Source organism: Alcanivorax sp. (assembly GCF_017794965.1).
GTDB lineage: Bacteria > Pseudomonadota > Gammaproteobacteria > Pseudomonadales > Alcanivoracaceae > Alcanivorax.
Window position 1 is genome coordinate 3,366,712 of record NZ_CP051240.1, and the last position, 18,806, is coordinate 3,385,517.

Sequence of the window (18,806 nt, forward strand, 5' to 3'; positions counted from 1 at the left end):
GGTTATTCGCTCCGCTCACCCCTGCGGGGCCGCCTTGTCGGGCGTTCCTTCGCCCTGGGTGAAACCCCTGTCTGGTGGGAGATTCAGCTTGCTGAACGAAGGTTCTGGCAGCATGCCCTGGTCTACAGCCGCATTCGTCCAGCAAGCTGAACTTCCCACAGAACCAGCAAAGCGAGTTTGACCACAGAGGGCGCCGAGATCACTGAGTTAAAACAATGGGAGCCCTCGTGGTCTCAGTGATCTCTCAACCCCGCCGCAGGAACGTAGCGCGGCGGAGTAACGCACGCAATGCGGTCCGAAGGGTCAGCGAAGCGAAACCTGCCTGCAGGCGATCGGAGCGACAGCGAGAGGGAAGAAACGAGCGTCGAGATGCGCTTCTGGAATCCTTACCTCGCTTAGGCTCGGATCGCCTGCAGGCAGGCTCCTACGGAAAGGCGGGGCTTTCCCGGAACGCCGCGGTGGGCCCGCAGGGGTGAGCGGAGCGAATAACCGACGCTCCTACGGCATGGGTCGTGCTGCGAGCCATACCCTCAAATTCGCTATGAACCAAAAAAAAGGCAGCCCGAAGGCTGCCTTTTCTACAAACCGGAACCCGCAGGCTTAGTTGGACAGCCCGGAAATGAAGCTGGCCACAGCCTTGATCTGGGTATCGCTCATTTCAGCAGCGATGGTCTGCATCATGCCCGGCTCTTCGGCAGAGCCGTCGTTGGTCCGCTTGATCACGGCATCGCCGAGGTCATTACGGCCAGCGGCACGGAAGGCTTTCAGCTGGTCTTCGGTGTACTGGGCGTTCTGACCTGCCAGATGCGGGTACATGGCAGCGTCCATGCCCTGACCGGCAGGACCGTGACAACCGGAGCAGGCGGGAATGTTGTTGGCCATGTCGCCGCCACGGTACAGACGCTCACCCTGGGCCACCAGGTCCGGGTTGGCCTGACCGGCTTCCGCGGTTTGCTTGGCGTAGTAGGCCGCGATGTCCTGCATGTCCTGCTCGCTCATGTTGGCTACCTGGCCAGCCATGATGGCGTTGTTGCGCGCGCCGGACTTGAAGTCCTGCAGCTGCTTGACCAGATACTCTTCACCCTGGCCCGCCAGTTTCGGGTAGGTGGGGATGGCGGCATTACCGGCCTGACCGTGACAGGCAGCACAGGGAGCGGCCTTGGCTTCACCGGCTTCTGCGTCACCGGCAGCCATGGCCGGGGTGGCGACGGCGGCAACCGCCATCAGCACGAACAGTTTTACAAACTTCATGACCTATCCTTTGTACAGCGTCTTATTTGCTATTTGCCATGTACTCGATCAGAGCACGGTATTCGTCGTCGCTACAGTCGTTGCACATGCCTTTCGGCGGCATGGCATTAAACCCTTCCCGGACATGCTTCACCATGGTGTCCATGCCTTTTTCCATGCGCGGCTTCCAGGCAGCTTCATCATGGGATTTTGGCGCACCGGCAGCACCGTTGGAATGACAGAAAGTACAACTGGCGTTGTAACGTTCCTCAACTGTAGCTGCGTGGGCGGCAGAGCCCATCACCAAAGCCAATGCAATACCTGCAACCATACCCTTCATAAGCGCTACCTCTGCTAAGCTGGCGTCACCGCTGGCGAAGTCGTTTGCCTTTCATGGCAAACCCTTGTAGAACGTCCGCGGTCCCCCAGTGGGACCGGCGGCCGCGATTATATACCAGACTAACACGCGCCGTCATATTCCATGTGAATAGTAAGGTTACAGAGGCTCCCGATCATGGCTCAGCACCCCGTGGAAACCCTGCTGCACCAGGCGCACTTCCTGCAAAGTGCCCAGCGGCTGGACCAGTGCCCCCCGGATGAGGGCCGTGAAGTGGCCTTTGCCGGCCGCTCCAACGCTGGCAAATCCAGCGCCATCAACCGACTCACCAGCCAGCGCACCCTGGCCCGCACCTCCAAGACCCCGGGCCGCACCCAGCTGATCAACTTCTTCGAGCTGGATGAGCAACGCCGCCTGGTGGATCTGCCCGGCTACGGCTACGCCAAGGTGGCCAAAACCAAGCGCAACGAGTGGCAGCAGCATCTGGATCACTACCTGGCCGAACGCCAGGCCCTGATCGGGCTGGTACTGATGATGGATATCCGCCATCCGCTCAAGGAATTCGACCAGCTGATGCTCAACTGGTCCGCCCAGGCCAACATGCCCATCCATATCCTCATGACCAAGGCCGACAAGCTGAAGTTCGGCGCGGCCAAAAGCACCCTGCTCAAGGTCAAAAGCCAACTCAAGAACCACCCCGCCCCCCTCAGCCTGCAACTGTTCTCCGCCACCAACGGCACCGGCTGCGAAGACGCCTGGAACAAGCTGGGGGAATGGCTAGAGGTGGACGGGTTTGGGGCTGAGATGCCTGATGGGCCTGATGCCTGATGCCTGATGCCTGATGCCTGATGCCTGATGCCTGATGCCTGATGCCTGATGCCTTTTTGCATCGGTAAAACCCTCGCTATACCCCGCGTAGGAGCTCAGCTTGCCTGAGCGATCCGAGCCTAAGCGAGGCACGGATTCCAGAAGCGAGTTTCGAGTACCGAGTTTCGAAAATCTAAAACCGGTGGTCAGGTGTGGGGTTTTAATCTTGGCCTTTCGAAACTCGCGTCTCGTAACTCGAAACTCATTACCTCGCTGTCGCTCGGATCGCTTGCAGGCAGGTTATTCGCTGCGCTCACCCCTTCGGGGCCGCACTCCGTGCGTTACTCCGCTTCGCTACGTTCCTACAGCGGGTTCTAGCCAGGTCGTAGTATCGGTTTGGGGTTTGGGGTTTGGGGTTTGGGGTTTGGGGTTTGGGTTTAAGCGTCAGGCGTCCGGCGTCCGGCGTCCGGCATAAAATCCAGGCAAAAAAAATCCCTGGCAGCAACCTTGGGGGAAGGGAACGACTGTGCTGCCAGGGAGGCTTGCCGCCCCGGCTCTTTGGGGGAAGAGGCCCGGGGCTATATCACGACGAACCGGTGAGGGTACTGGGGGATCGGGGGTTCCGGCCCGTCGCTGTAAATAAGATGCCTTCTTTCGATAAAAGTTCCATCCCCCCCAAAGTATTTTTTTACGTTTTTTTGCCAACCTGCCGATCTGCGTCACAAAACCGGCGCGAAATGGCACTCACGCCCCCTGTTTGGGCAAGGCAAACAGATGCCATCCCTAGCTACAGGGTCTAGCTTGTTGATTCACAAGCAGTTAGTTCGGACAAGAAAAAGTGGCACAACGATTGCTTAACTAGCGTCAGGAGATTGATCAGGAAATAAAACAGGTCACTCCGCCTCTAGCCTTTTGCTTGCTGACCCTGTCAGCAGGCAAAAAAAATCCCTGGCAGCAATCTTGGGGGAAGGGAACGACTGTGCTGCCAGGGAGGCTTGCCGCCCTAATCTCGGGGGAAGAGATCAGGGAGTCCAAATAAGCTACGAACCGGCTGAGGGTACTGGGGGATCGGGGGGTGCCAATCCGTAGCTATTTCTTATGACCGCAGCGTTTTTCCAGAAGTTCCAGCCCGCCGCACATTTTACATTTAGGCACGCAACACGCTGCACGCCTCACGCAACAACGCGCCAAACACCCTGCCAGACGGCTACCTCAACGCCGCGATCAAAGATCAATCGCTTGCAGGCAAGCTCCCACAGCGGCTTGATCCCGAGGACGAATCTGATCCTTGGCTTTGATCTTCGACACTCAGTACTCGAAACGCGTTTCTGGAATCCTTACCTCGCTTAGGCTCGGATCGCCTGCAGGCAAGTTATTCGCTTCGCTCACCCCTTCGGGGCCGCACTCCGTGCGTTACTCCGCTGCGCTACGTTCCTACAGCGGCCCTGTAGCAAGGCCGTGGGAGCGGTGGTTCCACCGCGAAATCCGCTGCCTTTACGGCAGCAATCCCGCTCGAACACCGCTCCACCACCACAGCCGGCACCCGCGTGCTGCATGAAGCGTGATGCGTGCCGCGTCTCTTACTGCTTCCACGGTTCGCCGCGGGTTTCCTTCATGCGCTTGAGGTCGCGGTGCATGGCCGCCTTGGCCAGCATGTGCGCGGAGACCGGCGCGGTGATAAACAGGAACAGGGTGATCAACACCTCATGCAGCTGCAAGGCATGCTCCTGCCAGGAGAAGTAGATCAGTGACGCCAGGATAGCGCCGCCCACCCCCAGGGTGGTGGCCTTGGTGGGGCCATGTAGTCGGGTATAGAAATCCGGCAGCCGCGCCAGGCCGATGGAGCCCACCAGCGCGAACACGCCTCCAATAATCACAAAAATCGACACCGCCCATTCAATCAGAGAATCCATTAACACCTCGCTTGCAGGCAACACGCATCACGCAACAACGCGGCCACCGCCTGCCAATCCATCCGACCCATCACTCGCGCCGACACCGCATAGCGGCCCAGCGCGAAACACCCAACACATCAGCACACATAACCTCTCTCGCGTTGTTGCGTGCAGCGTGTTGCATGATGCGTCATTCAATAATATCCCCACGGGTGACGTACTTGGCCACGGCCACCGTGCTGACAAACCCGATCAAGGCAATCAGCATGGCCGCTTCAAAGTACATTTTGCTGCTCTGCTGGATGCCATACAGCACGATCAGGGCAATGCTGTTGATGTACATGGTATCCAGTGCCAGCACCCTGTCGGGCAGACTGGGGCCGAAAATCAGCCGGCCCAGGTTCAACACCCAGGCCAACACGAACAGGCCCATGGCTATCGATAATGCCGTATTCAGCATTCGAAGATCTCCTTTAACGGGCGCTCGTAACGCTGCTTGATCTCCGCCACCAGGGCAGCGGGATCATCCACATCCAGGCCGTGAATCAGCAGGGTGGTACGGTCCGGGCTCACATCCGCCGACACCGTGCCCGGCGTCAGCGAGATGGTGCTGGCCAGCAACGCGATGGCGAAATCGTCATCCAGCTCCAGCGGGAACTCCACAAACCCCGGCCGCAATGATTTCAAAGGCCCCAGCACTTTTATGGCCACCGACACATTGGCCACCACAATGTCGTAGAGCACCACCACCACAAAACCGAACATGCGCGGCAAATTACGAACCCGGGGGACATTGGGCCAGAACGGCTTGGTGGTGAGCGGCAGCACCACCGCCAGCACCGCCCCCAACAGGGCATGACCGGCCGTAAAACCATTAAGCAGCAACCAGGCCAGCCACAGAACCAGGCTCAGGCTGGGAAACGGCAGCACATGATTCATGAATCGGCTCATTGCGCGTCCTCCCCCAGTACCGCATCCACATAGGCTGTGGGCATTTTCAGCTGATCGGCCACCGCATCCGCCCACTGCAGACCCGATTCACCCCACACCACCATCACCGGACTGATGACCAGCAGCCACAACACAGCCAGCAGGCGGCGGCGGGACGGACGCAGGCCGGCACTTTCACCGGTGGTGCGCCAGAACAGGGTGGAACCGGCACGGCTCATGGCGATCAGGCCGCACAGACCGGCAAACAGCAACAACGCCCAGTAGAGCGGCTCCGGTACAGCTTGCATAAGCCCCACCTTGCCCACAAAACCGGACAGCGGCGGCAAACCCACCACCGCAATGGCCGCCACGAAGAACAGCAACGACAGGCGCCCGCCACCCAGGATAGCCGGCCCCGCCACCAGTTCGTCGCCCACATCACCGCGACCACGGGCAATCAGCCCCGCCAGCAGGAACAGCGCCCCGCAGATCAGGGTGGAATGCACCATGTAGTACAGGGCCGGAGCCAGTGCCGCCCCATAACCCGCGGAGAACGCAGCGATCAGCGTGCCCACCGACATCACCACCAGGTAAGCCACCGCCGTTCCCAGGCGCCGGGCGCCCAGCACGCCCACACAGGCCAGCAACAGGGTAATCAGCCCCATCCACCACAGGCCCTGCTGGCCGATGGCCGGAATCGGCGCCAGAATCAGGGACATCACGCGCACCATGGCGTAGATCCCCACCTTGGTCATGATGGCAAACAGGGCCGCCACGGCCGGGGTAGCACTGGCATAGGTGGCCGGCAACCAGAAATACAACGGAAACAGCGCCGCCTTGAGCCCGAACACTACCCACAGCAACAGCAGGGCCACGGAAAACAGGGTGGTATCGCCCAACGGCAAGACCTGGGCCTTGGTGGCCACATCCGCCATGTTCAGAGTGCCGGTGGTGCCATAGATCAAGCCGAGGGCAATCAGGAACAGGCCGGACCCCACCAGGTTCAGCACCACATAATGCAGCCCTGCCTTCACCCGCTCGGGGCCCCGCCCGTGCAACGCCAGCCCGTAGGAGGCGATCAACAGCACTTCGAAGAACACGAACAGGTTGAACAGGTCACCGGTGAGAAAGGCCCCGTTGACGCCCATCAGCTGAAACTGGAACAGCGCGTGGAAATTGGCGCCCTTGCGGTCATCGCCGCAGCTGGCATACAGCAGCGCCGGGAAGGCCAGCACCGCAGTGAGCAGCACCATCAGGGCACTGAAGCGGTCCAGCACCAGCACGATGCCAAACGGCGCCTCCCAGTTACCCAGCTTGTACACCGTGTAGGTGCCATCCCAGGCCTGCCCCACCAGCACCACCGACACCGCCAGCAAGACGGCGCAGGACAGCAGCCCCGTCAGCCGCCGCAGGCGGTGCCGCTCGCGCACTTCCAGCAACAATAGCAGCCCGGCCAGCGCCGGAATCAGAATAGGCGCGATAATCCAGTGGCTCATTGCTTGCCTCCTGCATCCGCACCGTCACTGCCATCCACATGGTCGGTGTAGTGCTCCCCCTGACTGCGCAGGGCCAGCACCACCAGGAAGGCGGTCATGGCAAAACCGATCACGATGGCGGTGAGCACCAGCGCCTGGGGTAGCGGATCGGTGGGATTGTCACTCATGCCCACCACCGCCACTTCGTTGATTTTCAGCCCGCCCATGGAGAACAGGAACACATTCACTCCATAGCTGAGCAGGGTCAGGCCCATGACCACCGGGAAGGTCCGCGCGCGCAGGCACAGATACACCCCGGTGGACACCAGCACACCAATAATGATTGCGACCAGCAGTTCCATCAGGCCTCCTCCCTCTTGTCATCCAGCAACGACAGCTTGCCCAGATTGGCCAGCATCAACAGCGTCGCGCCCACTACCGTGAGGAACACCCCGATATCAAACAGCATGGCCGTGGCCAACTCGAACTTGCCCACCACCGGCCAGTAAACGTAGGTGAAGCTGCTGGTCAGGAAGGGATAATCAAATGCCCAGCTGCCAATGCCGGTGAGCCCGGCCAGCAGCACACCCAACGCCACCACCGGGTGGTAATCCCCCGGCATGCGGCTGTGCACCCAGGCCACCCCGGACGCCACATACTGCAGCACCAGTGCCACCGAGGTGATCAGGCCCGCCACAAAGCCACCCCCCGGCAGGTTGTGGCCCCGCAGGAAGATGTACACCGCGATCAGCAGCGCCAGCGGCAGCAGGGGGCGGGAAATGGTCACCAGCACCAGCGGATGGGCGTCCTTGGCCCAGGGCCGTCCCAGCGAATCGTAGCGTGCGGAGCGCAGTTCCAGATCCTTGAGCAGGGCATAGATGCCCATGGCCGCCACGCCCAGCACGATGATTTCACCGAAGGTATCGAAGCCACGGAAATCCACCAGGATCACATTGACCACATTGGTGCCCCCGCCGCCGGGCTTGCTGTTGTCCAGGAAGAACTGGCTGATGGTGCTGTTCTCACCGGTCATCACCAGGAACGCCATTATCGCCACGCCCACACCACAGATCAGCGCCAGCGCCACATCCCGGATCACCCGGATCGAGGAGGATTCCGCCCGGGTTCGCACCGGCAGGAAATACATGGCCAGCATCAGCAGCAAGATGGTCACCACTTCTACCGACAGCTGGGTCAGCGCCAGATCCGGTGCCGAAAAGCGCACGAACAACAGCGACACCATCAGCCCCACCACACTCAACGACATGATGGAGGTCATCCGGTGGCGGTGCAGCAGTGTGGTCAGCAGGGCAGCCGCCACCAGCATGAAGGTACACAGGATCGCCACCCCGTCCATGGGCAGTTTGTACTGGCTGAGGTCCAGCGCCGGCAAACGCACCAGCTGGGTCAGCAGGATCACCGCCACCAGGGCAATCAGCCAGGCCACATAACTCTGCAGGGAGCCGTTCTGGAAACGCCCGGTGATCGCCGCGGCCCAGCGGTTGAGTTGCTGGATACGGCCTTCGAACACCAGCTTGGCATCCAGCTGGGGGACCCGGGTCCACAGATCAAACAGGCGACGGCGCTGGGTATAGATCAGCACACCACCGGCGGTGGCAATAAAGCTCATCAGCAGCGGCAGATTAAACCCGTGCCACACCGCCAGGTGATAGTCCGGCAGGGTACCGCCCAGGGTGGCCGTCGCCGCCACCGCCAGCAGACCCGCCACGGTGATCGCCGGGAACACCCCCACCGCCACACACAGGGCCACCAGAATTTCCACCGGCACCTTCATGTAACGCGGCGGTTCATGGGGCGGATACTTGGGCAGGTTCACCGGCTCGCCATTGAAGAACACGTCATGAATAAAGCGCGCCGAATAGGCCACCGAGAACACCCCGCCCAGGGTGGCGCCCACCGGCAGGATCCAGCTCAGTGCCCCCAGCTGATGGGAGCCCAGGGTCTCGGCAAAGAACATCTCCTTGGACAGGAAGCCGTTCAACAACGGCACCCCGGCCATGGCCGCCGAGGCCACCATGGCCAGCACCGCGGTATAGGGCATGTATTTCCACAGGCCGTTGATACGGCGCATGTCCCGGGTGCCGGTTTCGTGATCGATAATCCCCGCCGCCATGAACAGACTGGCCTTGAAGGTGGCGTGGTTGATGATATGGAACACCGCCGCCACCGCGGCCATCTCGCTGTTCAAACCGAACAACAGGGTAATCAGCCCCAGGTGGCTGATGGTGGAATAGGCCAGCAGGCCCTTCAGGTCATGCTGGAACAGGGCCACAAAGGCCGCCCACAACAGCGTCATCATCCCGGCCAGGGACACCAGCATGAACCACAGATCGGTGCCGGCCAGGGCCGGGTATAGCCGCGCCAGCAGGAACACCCCCGCCTTCACCATGGTGGCAGAGTGCAGGTAGGCACTCACCGGCGTGGGTGCGGCCATGGCGTGGGGGAGCCAGAAATGGAACGGGAACTGGGCGCTCTTGGTGAACACGCCCAGCAGCACCAGACACAGGATCACCGGGTACCAGCTGCTGGCGCGGATCACATCCCCGCTTTCCAGTACCGTCTGCAGGCTGAAGGACCCCACCACATTGCCCATCAGCAGCACACCGGCCAGCAGGGCCAGGCCGCCCATACCGGTCACGGTCATGGCCATGCGCGCGCCCTTGCGCGCCCCGGTCTGGTGACCCCAGAAGCCGATCAGCAGGAAGGAACTGAGGCTGGTGAGCTCCCAGAACACCACCAACAGCAGCAGGTTGTCACTGGTGACCACCCCGAGCATGGCGCCCATGAAGAGCAACAGATAGGCATAGAAGCGCCCGGCTTTCTCCTTGGCGGAGAGGTAATAGCGGGCGTAGAGAATCACCAGCAGGCCGATGCCCAGCACCAGCAGGGCAAACAGCAGTGCCAGGCCATCCAGGCGGAAGGCCAGCGACAGGTCCAGCGAGGGAATCCAGCGCAGGGTGCTGTGCAGGGTTTCCCCGGCAAACACCTGCATGGCCGGGCTCACCAGCAGCGCCAGCGCCGTGGCCGGCAGCAACGCCGCCGCACACGCCATCAGGGTGCGATTGGACGACACCCTTTCCACCAGCGGTGGCAGGCACGCCCCCAGAAACGGGAGCATCACCACAAAGGCAAGGTTCATAGATCAATCCGTTGTCATGAATCCCACTTCCCGGAAGCGGATTCTTCGTTTAAACAGGCGGCAACCCGCCCGATAGCTTGATTGCAGAAGACTAGAAAAACAATGACAACGGCGGATCAGGAAAATACGGACGCCGCCCCCGGCGCGGGCACTGGGACAGGGTGATGCAACAAGGCTGGACCAGAGAAGCGGTCATGGCATCCGTATTAATGGAAAGGGACACCGAGTATGCCATGGGCGGGCGGCGGGCGCGATACGGGACAGGGGCGAGTTGAAAGTTCAAAGTTTAAAGTTGAAACGCGGCTCCAGGCCGAGGGGATTGCCCACCCCTCTCCGCGATCACCGGTAATGGCGCGGGCACACCCCATGAACGCCATGAGAGCCTCTCCCGCGCTTTTGAACTTTCAACTTTAAACTTTCAACTCGCCTCCCCCCGCCCTGCCGAATCCCGCCATTTCCGCTACACTCTCCCCACTCACTCATCAGCAGAAGCCGAACACCATGTCCGCAGCCGAAAAACCCATCATCCTCGTCGATGGCTCCTCCTACCTGTACCGCGCCTTTCACGCCCTGCCGCCGCTTACCACCTCCAGCGGCCAACCCACCGGGGCGGTGCGTGGGGTGGCGGCCATGCTGCGCAAGCTGATGAAGGACTACGAGCCGGAATACATGGCGGTGATCTTCGACGCCAAGGGCAAGACCTTCCGCGATGAACTGTTCGAGGAATACAAATCCAACCGCCCGCCCATGCCCGACGACCTGCGCGCCCAAGTACAGCCCCTGCACGACCTGATCCGTGCCATGGGCCTGCCGCTGATCATCGAAGAAGGGGTGGAAGCGGACGACGTGATCGGCACCTTCGCGCGCATCTTCGGTGAACAGGGCAAACCGGTGCTGATCTCCACCGGCGACAAGGACATGGCCCAGCTGGTCAACGACAAGGTCACCCTGATCAACACCATGAACGACGCCCTCTACGACATCGACGGCGTGATCAAGAAGTTCGGCGTGGGCCCGGAGCTGATCATCGACTTCCTCGCCCTCATGGGCGACAAGGTGGACAACATCCCCGGCGTGCCCGGCGTGGGCGAGAAGACCGCCCTGGGCCTGATCCAGGGCCTGGGCTCGCTGGAAACCATCTACCAGAACCTGGACAAGGTGGCCGAGCTCAGTTTCCGCGGCGCCAAGACCCTGGGCAAGAAGCTGGAAGCCCACAAGGAGCAGGCCTTCCTCTCCTACAAACTGGCCACCATCAAGCTGGACTGCGAACTCAGCGAAGACCAGGACGACCTGAAACTGCAGACCCCGGACGCCGAGAAGCTGGCCGAGTACTACCGCACCCTGGAATTCAAGGGCTGGCTCAAGGAGCTGCTGGGCGGCAAGGACCCGGTGGCCGAAGACGCCGGCAAAGACGTGGACATGGACGCCGATGACGATGCGCCCGAAGCCCCCGCCTTCGGCCGCGACGCCTACGACATCGTCTACACCCAGGCCCAGCTGGACAAGTGGGTCGGCAAACTGAAAAGTGCCGGGGAATTTTCCTTCGACACCGAAACCACCAGCCTCAACTACATGAACGCCGAACTGGTGGGCTTCTGTGTGGCCGTGGATGACAAGGCCGCCTACATCCCCTTCGGCCACAACTACCCCGGTGCGCCAGACCAGCTCGACAAAGAACTAGTGATGGACGCCTTCAGACCGCTGCTGGAAGACGACAACATCAAGAAGATCGGCCAGAACCTGAAGTACGACATGAGCGTACTGGCCGAAGATGTGGGCATCACCCTGCGCGGCGTGGCCTACGACACCATGCTGGAATCCTACGTGCTGGATTCCGTGGCCACCCGCCACGACATGGACTCCCTGGCCCTGAAATACCTGGGCCGCAAGACCATCAGCTTTGAAGAGATCGCCGGCAAGGGCGCCAAGCAGCTCACCTTCAACCAGGTGGGCCTGCACGAAGCCAGCCGCTACGCCGCCGAAGATGCGGACGTGACCCTGCGCCTGCACCAGACCCTGTGGCCCAAACTGGAAAAGGAAGGCCGCCTGCCAGACGTGTTCCGTGACATCGAACTGCCGCTAGTCACCGTACTCAGCCGCATCGAGCGCAACGGCACCTACGTGGACGCCACCCTGCTCAAGCACCAGAGCCAGTTCCTGGCCAAGCGCATGGCGGAACTGCAGGAAAAGGCTTTCGAGATCGCCGGGCAGGAATTCAACCTGGCCAGCCCCAAACAGCTGGGTGAAATCCTCTACGAAAAGCTGGAAATCCCTGTCATCAAAAAGACGCCAAAAGGCGCGCCCTCAACCGCCGAACCGGTGCTGCAGGAACTGGCCCTGGAATACCCCCTGCCCCAGGTAATCATGGATTACCGTGGCGTGGCCAAACTGAAGAACACCTACACCGACAAACTGCCGGAGCTGATCAACCCGCGCACCGGCCGCGTGCACACGTCCTATCACCAGGCGGTGGCCGCCACCGGGCGCCTGTCCTCCAGCGATCCCAACCTGCAGAACATTCCGGTGCGCAGTGAAGAAGGCCGCAAGATTCGCCAGGCGTTTCTCGCTCCCAAAGGCAAAAAGATCGTCGCCTGCGATTACTCCCAAATCGAACTGCGCATCATGGCGCACCTGAGCGGCGACAAGGGCCTCACCGACGCCTTCGAAAAAGGCCTGGATATTCACCGCGCCACCGCCGCCGAAGTGTGGGGCAAAAGCCTGGAAGAAGTCAGCGACAACGACCGTCGCAACGCCAAGGCCATCAACTTCGGCCTGATCTACGGCATGAGCGCCTTTGGCCTGGCCAAACAACTGGGCCTGCCGCGCAAGGAAGCGCAGGACTACATCGACCTCTACTTCGAACGCTACCCGGGCGTAAAACGCTACATGGAAGAAACCCGCGCCCAGGCCTCGGAGCAAGGCTACGTGGAAACCCTGTTCGGCCGTCGCCTCTACCTGCCGGAAATCCGCAGCAGCAACGGCCAACGCCGCCAGGCCGCCGAACGCACCGCCATCAACGCCCCCATGCAAGGCACCGCAGCGGACATCATCAAGATGGCCATGATCAAGGTCCACGACTGGCTCGACACCACCCACTTCGACGCCAAGATGATCATGCAGGTGCACGATGAACTGGTGTTTGAAGTGGCGGAAGATCAGGTGGAAGATCTGGTCAAGGAAGTGAAGGAGCGCATGGAGTCAGCGGCGGAATTGAAGGTGCCGTTGATTGTGGATGCGGGGATTGGGGAGAATTGGGATGAGGCGCATTGATTAAGAGAGACGCTGCACGCAACACGCTTCACGCAGCATGCTGAGGGCCGGCGTTCGCGCGGCCCTCACAGGCCTGACTCTGGAACAACTTCAACCAAACAGTGTGTCCTTGAAGCTAAACCAGGCCCAAAGAGCAAACAGCATATAAACCGCTATCATGATATTGGCTTTTTTTCCTTTTACCTTTGTCCTCTTGGGCTTCACTGGGGCAATCGACTCTCCAGCACGAACAATGTCCAGCTCGTAAAATCCATATCCCAACCGCCGTTCGACATCCACAGATTCACCATGGACTTCAAATGAAAAATTATCACCCTCGGACTCTGACACCCTGACTCCGTCGACATAGAGAATCTTGGTTTCAGACGACGAAGAATAGGCCACTATCCATTCAACACCTTCAACTTTATAGATGTCATAAGCCCAGCCATCAGGAATATCGGGCTGTTGGCTCTCTACCACTTCAGAAACTTCGTAGACGTTTTTTTCGTTATCCATAACTGCTTCTTCCTTCCATCAACCGCTCAAGCAACGCATCAATTTCCGCTTTCAGTTCCTTATCTTCCAGCTTGTTCGCGTTCACCTTTGCCGCTTCAAGACTACTGATCGCCGCCTGGGTTTGTCCCAGTTCTGCCTGCAGCCTGGCCATGGACAAGCCGATGGAGGCAAGATGATCTTTGGCATTGATCGCCTGTGCCTTTGCTATGGCTTTTTCATACAGCGCCAGCGCAGAATCGAAACCTTCGGTGAAATCAGCCAGCGTTTCCCATTGCTCGGGGTGGTCTTTCTGAGTGTTTTCGTTATCCGTGCAAATGGCTTTGAGCTGGCAATACAGCGAATCAAATTCCGCCTTGTTACCTTTTCGGTCCGCCTCCATCAGCTTCTCAGCCAGGCCGTAAACAGCCTTGTATAACTTGGTGTTAATCATTTTCTATCCATCAAAAAGCAAAGGCGGACATAAGGAAACCAGCGCCAGGCCTTCTATTTCCTTCAGCCCAGACTGACTTCCAGCTTCTTGCCGATTCCCCGTGCCGCCTTGACCATGGTTTGCAAGGTTACGCTGGGGTTCTCGGCATCCAGCAGCCGATCCAGCTGAGAACGGCTGGTATGAATGCGCTTGGCGAACGCCGCTTTACGCACGTCATTGGCGACGAGGTAGGCCGCGACTTCAGACGCTAGCACCCGCTTGATGGCGATGGCCTCCACTTCATCCAGCATACCTTCATCGTCAAGGAAGCTGTCGAAGCTGCTGCCTCGATGTTTATTCTTTGCCATGTCGATGACTCCTCTGATACTGCTTCAATCGGTCTTTCGCCAGATCCAGATCCTGTTTGGGCGTTTTCTGGCTCTTCTTGATAAATCCGTGCAGCAGAATCATTTCTGAACCGATGACCGCAAACAGGACGCGGGCGATTCGTTTGTCACTGATATTCGAGCGCACCTCACACACCGCACCGTCCAGGTTCTTCACCAGACTTGGCGGGTGGTAATCCCGGGGCCAGCCAAACTCGATGGCCTTGATGTCTTCTCCGATGGTGCGCTTGTCCGGATTGCCCAGTTTCACCAGCCACTCCCTGACCGGCTCCGAGCCCCCCCGTGGCGAAGAAAAATGCTGAAATCCGTTTCATGAATTTTATAGTACCAAAATTGGTACTATTCGTAAATTGGGGAATTGCCCGGCTCATCGCTTGCAGGCAAGCTACGGAAGGTTATTAGCGCCTCTGAGTTTGCAGCGGGGGCATCAAGCGAAGCGCTACGTTGCCCCGTTCACCTCCGCCAGCAACGGCCTGGCCTCCAGCTTGCCAGGGCAAACTAGAAACTAGGGGACACGCACTCATTCCACCCTACCGAATATCATACTTCTCCGACCACAACCGCAAATCCTCCAGGATATCCAGCGCACTGCGCCCCAGCTCGGTGAGTTCATAGGTCACGGCAATGGGGCGGTCGTTGATGACGGTGCGGAGCACCATGCCGCGGGCTTCCAATTCCTTGAGACGCTGGTCGATCATCTTCTTGGTGGCGCCGCCCAACATGCGGTTCAGATCATTGAAGCGTACCGGGCCATCCTTGAGGTGGTAGATCAGCGATCCGGTCCACTTGCCGCCGATAATGCGCATCCCCCGCTCAATGGCGCAGGGCTCCATGCAGGCATCGATGACTTTTTTTCGGCCATAACCATCTGTTTCGATGCGACTTTTCATTTTCTCACCGCCGTTTTCACCAGGTTTCCAAAAGGATACTAATTGATCCGCGCCACAAGGTGTAAATAGTATACCTGAAATAGATTGGTAACCAGCCGCCGCTGCCCCTTTACTGTTTCATGGAGAGCCCAATGAGCAAGATCCTGATCATCAACGCCCACCATCACTACCCCTTTGCCGAGGGCAGGCTCAACGCCTCGCTGGTGCAACGGGCCAGCGAACAGCTCCAGGCCAATGGCCACCAGACCCGCATTGTGGAGGTGGACAAGGGCTGGGACGTGGAGCAGGAGCTGGCCAATCACCAGTGGGCCGATGTGATACTGCTGCAGACCCCGGTGAACTGGATGGGGGTGCCGTGGGTGTTCAAGAAGTACATGGACGAGGTGTACACCGCCGGCATGGGCGGGGCGCTGTGTAATGGCGATGGCCGCGCTGAAGCCGCCCCCAAGGCCAACTACGGTGCCGGCGGCACGTTGAACGGCAAGCGCTACATGCTCTCGCTGACCTTCAACGCCCCCGAAGAAGCCTTTGATGACCCGCAGGAATACCTGTTCCAGGGCAAGAGCGTGGACGACCTGCTGTTCCCCATGCACATGAACTTCCGCTTCTTCGGCATGACACCACTGGACACCTTCGCCTGCTTCGACGTGATGAAGAATGCCCAGGTGGAAAACGACTTTGTGCGTTTCCAACAGCATCTCGACACCCAGTTTCCGGCCGCCTGAAGGAGTGCCCCTGATGAAGACCTCTGCGATTGCCATTGTGCTACTGGGCATGGCTCTGAATCTGAGCGCCTGTGCCACCGCCAGCCAGCAGGATCATCGCCCTGCCCATGTGACCTCCCCCGAGCACTACCGGGTACTGCTGGAGAACGATCAGGTGCTGGTACTGGAGATGGTGCTGGAGCCGGGTGAATCCGACCGTCTCCATGACCACCGTGATGAAACGGTTTATTTTCAGCAGGGCGGGTCCCTGCGCATCAGCCTGCCCGGCGGCGAGGCCATGGACGTGACCGTACCCGACGGCCATGTGATGTGGCACGAGGCCTGGACGCACCAGGTGACCAACACTGGCAGCGAGCCGGTGATGGCCATTATTGTGGAAGCGAAACCCTGAACACGAATACCGGTAGGCGGGCCATTGGGCCCGCCATCGTCGCAACAAAAAGGAGCACACCATGACAGAACAGCATCAGGTGCATTGTGATTGTGGTGAGGTGGTCATCACCCTCAACGGCAGCCCCAGAGTGCACGCCCACTGCCACTGCGAAGACTGCCGCAACCTGCTACAGGTGCCCTACCATTCCGTGCTGGCCTGGGACGGCGACCAGGTCAGTGTCAGCAAGGGCAGTGACGCACTCACCGTATTCCAGTCCCCCACCAGCAACATGACCCGCGCTTTCTGCCAGCACTGTGGTGAGGTGCTCTACAACACCAACGCCATGGGCTGGAAGATCGTTTCGCAATGGCTTTACCGAAAAAACCACCACGACACCCTGCCGGAAAGTTGCCAACCTAACGCGCACTTTTTCTATGATCGGCGCACCGTGGACATCGACGACACCTTGCCTAAACGATGATCTGTTTACGTTCTCCCCAAAATCACAAAATGACATAGCGATTTTGGGGACACGCATCCCTTTCGCCACAATCACTCCCCACAACCGCCTCCGCTGCCATCACCACAGTCGGAATCGAACGCTCCGCCTACTGCGATAGCGAAGAGACCGGCCACAGGCCCCAACCTGGACCCTTTCTCAAGAGCCGACGCCATAATCTCTCGCATCTCCGAAAGTTTTTCTTCCGTGAACACAGCGGGATCCAGCGCCTTTTCATCACAGAATAAAAGACATGCGTACTCGGCGTAGTGTTCATTCAAACCAAGATCGCTAACCGTTCGGCATACTTGAGCTGGTGAATACGGCAGCGAGCCGCCATATCGATTCGGAAGCGCATCGGGCAGTAGCTGCTGATACTTTTGTATAACAGAATCTCTTTTTCTCACCGGCCTTTCCTCATTTTAAGAATTCCCAAATAGGGTCGAAACAGGTTACACGCACACCTTTACCCCCTCTTTATCTAAACAGAAAGCAATAACCCAAATGGGCGATAACAAAATGTTGAAATCCTGCTACTTTACGTTCGGGGAAGCGTTTTCGTTACGCTTAACGTATGCACACTTTTCATCAGGTAATGCCATGAAAACAAAATCCACCCTTATTGCTTCATCTTTCCTTGCTATTGCACTTCCGGCTCTCTCTTTCGCTGACTCGCCTTTCAATGGAATCCAGGCGGGTGTGACTCTCGGCTACGAAGACGCCTCCATGGACTGGGATACCGATCTCGTCATTGATGCGTTCAACCCCAACAATGTTGCAGCCCCGGGAGCAAACTCCTCAGAATCATTAGACGATTCTGCTTTTGCCTATGGCGTATTCGGCAGCTACAACATGGCCCTCAGCGACAGTTGGATTCTGGGTGCTGAACTGGCCTACCAGGGCAGCGACATCAGCGACTCCCTGAACAGCATCCCCGGTTTCTTTCTCTCCCCAAGCAACCAGACAAAAGCTGAAGTTGAGGTCAATGACACCTTCCTGTTAGGGGTCAAAGGTGGCTATCTCCTAAATCCCACCACCTTGGCATACAGCACCTTGAGCGCCACTCTCACCGAAGTGGAAGTTAGCTCTAACTGCCCTTCTGATGGAGCAATCTGTAACCCTGGCTCGCCTGCTCGTTCTGATAGCGACGATGACGACATCACTGGCTGGGCTCTGGCTGTAGGGGTGGAGAAATCCCTGTCCAGTAACCTGTCCGTTCGCGCCGAGTACCGTTACGCAGATCTTGGCACCGCTGAAGTTTCTGCAGTGAGACAGGAAACCGGCGAGTCCTTCGGTATTGATGCTGACGTGGATGTAACCAGCCAAACCCTTCAAATTGGTGCGGCTTACAAGTTTTAAGATCCGCGCTTTGTGTGCGCAGGCCAAGCCTGCGCACACGCCCCAGATTCGAAACACCGTAATTCCCGTTCGAACCAGGGCCAGGTTCCCTATTTCCCAGATCACCCCAGGCTGACCTCCAGCTTCTTGCCAACCGCTCGAGTACAGCATCACTCGCCAGATTCACAGCTACACCCCCATCACTCTGACACTGCATGAGTTCATTGCACTGTTTAAGGACATGGCCAAGCCGGGGCCACTTTGGCTGCGACTGAAGCACCTGTGGGCAACGCTGGAATGGCAACGGCCGGAAACGGAACGGCCCCAGCCATCCACTTCAACGTCTGCGACACCCTAGGATCGTCGGGAATCTCAAAGGGGTGGTAAACACACGGCTGTCACACAGTTTGACTTAGCGAAGTGCGAAACCCGCCAGGCTGGCAAGCCTGCGGGTTTCTCTGTTTAGGGGAACAGGATTTAATCGCCGCATTTTGACGCTCGCAGATGCCTGTCTCGTGGGAGCCTGCTTGCAGGCGAATGTTGGTGCGACAAGGGCTATTCGC

20 protein-coding genes are annotated in these 18,806 nt (G+C 59.1%); 6 read left to right on the top strand and 14 right to left on the bottom strand.

Going from position 1 to position 18,806, the window contains the following annotated elements:
• Nucleotides 1-600: 600 nt before the first annotated feature.
• Together HF945_RS14685 and HF945_RS14690 are read right to left on the bottom strand one after the other, a co-directional pair.
• Nucleotides 601-1,251, bottom strand: a complete 651-nt coding sequence (locus tag HF945_RS14685; RefSeq protein ID WP_290523313.1) for a cytochrome c4 — start codon at nucleotides 1,249-1,251, stop codon at nucleotides 601-603.
• Between the two features lie 22 nt (nucleotides 1,252-1,273).
• On the bottom strand, nucleotides 1,274-1,570 hold the full coding sequence (locus HF945_RS14690; RefSeq protein ID WP_290523314.1) for a c-type cytochrome: 297 nt from the start codon (nucleotides 1,568-1,570) through the stop codon (nucleotides 1,274-1,276).
• A 174-nt stretch (nucleotides 1,571-1,744) separates the two neighbouring features.
• Here HF945_RS14690 and yihA point away from each other — a divergent pair, with 174 nt between their 5' ends.
• Nucleotides 1,745-2,395, top strand: coding sequence for a ribosome biogenesis GTP-binding protein YihA/YsxC (gene yihA / locus HF945_RS14695; protein ID WP_290523315.1), 651 nt, complete (start codon nucleotides 1,745-1,747; stop codon nucleotides 2,393-2,395).
• Between the two features lie 1,559 nt (nucleotides 2,396-3,954).
• Here the strand turns inward: yihA and HF945_RS14700 are convergent.
• The 6 genes from HF945_RS14700 to HF945_RS14725 form a co-directional block, all read right to left on the bottom strand.
• The gene (locus tag HF945_RS14700) at nucleotides 3,955-4,287 is read right to left on the bottom strand and encodes a Na+/H+ antiporter subunit G (RefSeq protein ID WP_290523316.1); all 333 of its coding nucleotides are present in this window, start codon (nucleotides 4,285-4,287) and stop codon (nucleotides 3,955-3,957) included.
• A 172-nt stretch (nucleotides 4,288-4,459) separates the two neighbouring features.
• Nucleotides 4,460-4,729 carry a K+/H+ antiporter subunit F gene (locus HF945_RS14705; RefSeq protein WP_290523317.1) on the bottom strand — a complete coding sequence of 90 codons (270 nt, stop codon included), beginning with the start codon at nucleotides 4,727-4,729 and terminating at the stop codon, nucleotides 4,460-4,462.
• Nucleotides 4,723-5,220 carry a Na+/H+ antiporter subunit E gene (locus HF945_RS14710; RefSeq protein WP_290523318.1) on the bottom strand — a complete coding sequence of 166 codons (498 nt, stop codon included), beginning with the start codon at nucleotides 5,218-5,220 and terminating at the stop codon, nucleotides 4,723-4,725. Before HF945_RS14710 ends, HF945_RS14705 begins: the two co-directional genes overlap by 7 nt.
• Nucleotides 5,217-6,695, bottom strand: a complete 1,479-nt coding sequence (locus HF945_RS14715; protein WP_290523319.1) for a monovalent cation/H+ antiporter subunit D — start codon at nucleotides 6,693-6,695, stop codon at nucleotides 5,217-5,219. Before HF945_RS14715 ends, HF945_RS14710 begins: the two co-directional genes overlap by 4 nt.
• Nucleotides 6,692-7,036, bottom strand: a complete 345-nt coding sequence (locus HF945_RS14720) for a Na+/H+ antiporter subunit C (protein WP_290523320.1) — start codon at nucleotides 7,034-7,036, stop codon at nucleotides 6,692-6,694. Before HF945_RS14720 ends, HF945_RS14715 begins: the two co-directional genes overlap by 4 nt.
• Nucleotides 7,036-9,834, bottom strand: coding sequence for a monovalent cation/H+ antiporter subunit A (locus HF945_RS14725; RefSeq protein WP_290523321.1), 2,799 nt, complete (start codon nucleotides 9,832-9,834; stop codon nucleotides 7,036-7,038). Before HF945_RS14725 ends, HF945_RS14720 begins: the two co-directional genes overlap by 1 nt.
• 501 nt (nucleotides 9,835-10,335) lie before the next feature.
• On the opposite strand from HF945_RS14725, the gene polA reads away from it, so the two are divergent.
• The gene (polA, locus tag HF945_RS14730; RefSeq protein WP_290523322.1) at nucleotides 10,336-13,104 is read left to right on the top strand and encodes a DNA polymerase I; all 2,769 of its coding nucleotides are present in this window, start codon (nucleotides 10,336-10,338) and stop codon (nucleotides 13,102-13,104) included.
• Nucleotides 13,105-13,194: 90 nt separating this feature from the next.
• On the opposite strand, the gene HF945_RS14735 is transcribed toward polA, so the two are convergent.
• From HF945_RS14735 to HF945_RS14755, 5 genes are all read right to left on the bottom strand, one after another.
• Entirely contained in the window at nucleotides 13,195-13,602 is a 408-nt protein-coding gene (locus HF945_RS14735; protein WP_290523323.1) for a hypothetical protein, read from the bottom strand.
• A complete protein-coding gene (locus HF945_RS14740) occupies nucleotides 13,595-14,032 on the bottom strand; it encodes a tetratricopeptide repeat protein (protein ID WP_290523324.1) in 438 nt (145 codons plus the stop codon). The genes HF945_RS14735 and HF945_RS14740 overlap by 8 nt, the downstream gene beginning before the upstream one ends.
• 62 nt (nucleotides 14,033-14,094) lie before the next feature.
• Nucleotides 14,095-14,379 (bottom strand): Fis family transcriptional regulator, encoded by a 285-nt coding sequence (locus tag HF945_RS14745; protein ID WP_290523325.1) that lies wholly within the window; start codon nucleotides 14,377-14,379, stop codon nucleotides 14,095-14,097.
• Entirely contained in the window at nucleotides 14,366-14,668 is a 303-nt protein-coding gene (locus HF945_RS14750) for a type II toxin-antitoxin system RelE/ParE family toxin (RefSeq protein ID WP_290523326.1), read from the bottom strand. The genes HF945_RS14745 and HF945_RS14750 overlap by 14 nt, the downstream gene beginning before the upstream one ends.
• Before the next feature lie 280 nt (nucleotides 14,669-14,948).
• Nucleotides 14,949-15,308, bottom strand: a complete 360-nt coding sequence (locus tag HF945_RS14755) for a helix-turn-helix domain-containing protein (protein ID WP_246972331.1) — start codon at nucleotides 15,306-15,308, stop codon at nucleotides 14,949-14,951.
• A gap of 131 nt (nucleotides 15,309-15,439) precedes the next feature.
• Here HF945_RS14755 and HF945_RS14760 point away from each other — a divergent pair, with 131 nt between their 5' ends.
• From HF945_RS14760 to HF945_RS14770, 3 genes are all read left to right on the top strand, one after another.
• Complete coding sequence (locus HF945_RS14760) at nucleotides 15,440-16,033, top strand: NAD(P)H-dependent oxidoreductase (RefSeq protein WP_290523327.1); 594 nt, start codon at nucleotides 15,440-15,442, stop codon at nucleotides 16,031-16,033.
• A 13-nt stretch (nucleotides 16,034-16,046) separates the two neighbouring features.
• Nucleotides 16,047-16,424: a hypothetical protein gene (locus HF945_RS14765; RefSeq protein WP_290523328.1), complete on the top strand. Its 378-nt coding sequence runs from the start codon at nucleotides 16,047-16,049 to the stop codon at nucleotides 16,422-16,424.
• Nucleotides 16,425-16,485: 61 nt separating this feature from the next.
• A complete protein-coding gene (locus HF945_RS14770) occupies nucleotides 16,486-16,887 on the top strand; it encodes a GFA family protein (RefSeq protein ID WP_246972338.1) in 402 nt (133 codons plus the stop codon).
• A gap of 71 nt (nucleotides 16,888-16,958) precedes the next feature.
• Here HF945_RS14770 and HF945_RS17395 read toward each other — a convergent pair whose 3' ends face one another.
• Nucleotides 16,959-17,312: a DUF6559 family protein gene (locus tag HF945_RS17395; RefSeq protein WP_366492143.1), complete on the bottom strand. Its 354-nt coding sequence runs from the start codon at nucleotides 17,310-17,312 to the stop codon at nucleotides 16,959-16,961.
• Nucleotides 17,313-17,505: 193 nt separating this feature from the next.
• Between HF945_RS17395 and HF945_RS14775 the strand changes: the two genes are divergently transcribed.
• Nucleotides 17,506-18,264, top strand: a complete 759-nt coding sequence (locus HF945_RS14775) for an outer membrane beta-barrel protein (RefSeq protein ID WP_290523329.1) — start codon at nucleotides 17,506-17,508, stop codon at nucleotides 18,262-18,264.
• Nucleotides 18,265-18,806 lie beyond the last annotated feature (542 nt).

Coding starts and splice junctions, on each gene's coding strand:
- HF945_RS14685 (WP_290523313.1), bottom strand. CDS start 1,251: ATGAAGTTTGTAAAACTGTTCGTGCTGATGGCGGTTGCCGCCGTCGCC.
- HF945_RS14690 (WP_290523314.1), bottom strand. CDS start 1,570: ATGAAGGGTATGGTTGCAGGTATTGCATTGGCTTTGGTGATGGGCTCT.
- yihA (WP_290523315.1), top strand. CDS start 1,745: ATGGCTCAGCACCCCGTGGAAACCCTGCTGCACCAGGCGCACTTCCTG.
- HF945_RS14700 (WP_290523316.1), bottom strand. CDS start 4,287: ATGGATTCTCTGATTGAATGGGCGGTGTCGATTTTTGTGATTATTGGA.
- HF945_RS14705 (WP_290523317.1), bottom strand. CDS start 4,729: ATGCTGAATACGGCATTATCGATAGCCATGGGCCTGTTCGTGTTGGCC.
- HF945_RS14710 (WP_290523318.1), bottom strand. CDS start 5,220: ATGAGCCGATTCATGAATCATGTGCTGCCGTTTCCCAGCCTGAGCCTG.
- HF945_RS14715 (WP_290523319.1), bottom strand. CDS start 6,695: ATGAGCCACTGGATTATCGCGCCTATTCTGATTCCGGCGCTGGCCGGG.
- HF945_RS14720 (WP_290523320.1), bottom strand. CDS start 7,036: ATGGAACTGCTGGTCGCAATCATTATTGGTGTGCTGGTGTCCACCGGG.
- HF945_RS14725 (WP_290523321.1), bottom strand. CDS start 9,834: ATGAACCTTGCCTTTGTGGTGATGCTCCCGTTTCTGGGGGCGTGCCTG.
- polA (WP_290523322.1), top strand. CDS start 10,336: ATGTCCGCAGCCGAAAAACCCATCATCCTCGTCGATGGCTCCTCCTAC.
- HF945_RS14735 (WP_290523323.1), bottom strand. CDS start 13,602: ATGGATAACGAAAAAAACGTCTACGAAGTTTCTGAAGTGGTAGAGAGC.
- HF945_RS14740 (WP_290523324.1), bottom strand. CDS start 14,032: ATGATTAACACCAAGTTATACAAGGCTGTTTACGGCCTGGCTGAGAAG.
- HF945_RS14745 (WP_290523325.1), bottom strand. CDS start 14,379: ATGGCAAAGAATAAACATCGAGGCAGCAGCTTCGACAGCTTCCTTGAC.
- HF945_RS14755 (WP_246972331.1), bottom strand. CDS start 15,308: ATGAAAAGTCGCATCGAAACAGATGGTTATGGCCGAAAAAAAGTCATC.
- HF945_RS14760 (WP_290523327.1), top strand. CDS start 15,440: ATGAGCAAGATCCTGATCATCAACGCCCACCATCACTACCCCTTTGCC.
- HF945_RS14765 (WP_290523328.1), top strand. CDS start 16,047: ATGAAGACCTCTGCGATTGCCATTGTGCTACTGGGCATGGCTCTGAAT.
- HF945_RS14770 (WP_246972338.1), top strand. CDS start 16,486: ATGACAGAACAGCATCAGGTGCATTGTGATTGTGGTGAGGTGGTCATC.
- HF945_RS14775 (WP_290523329.1), top strand. CDS start 17,506: ATGAAAACAAAATCCACCCTTATTGCTTCATCTTTCCTTGCTATTGCA.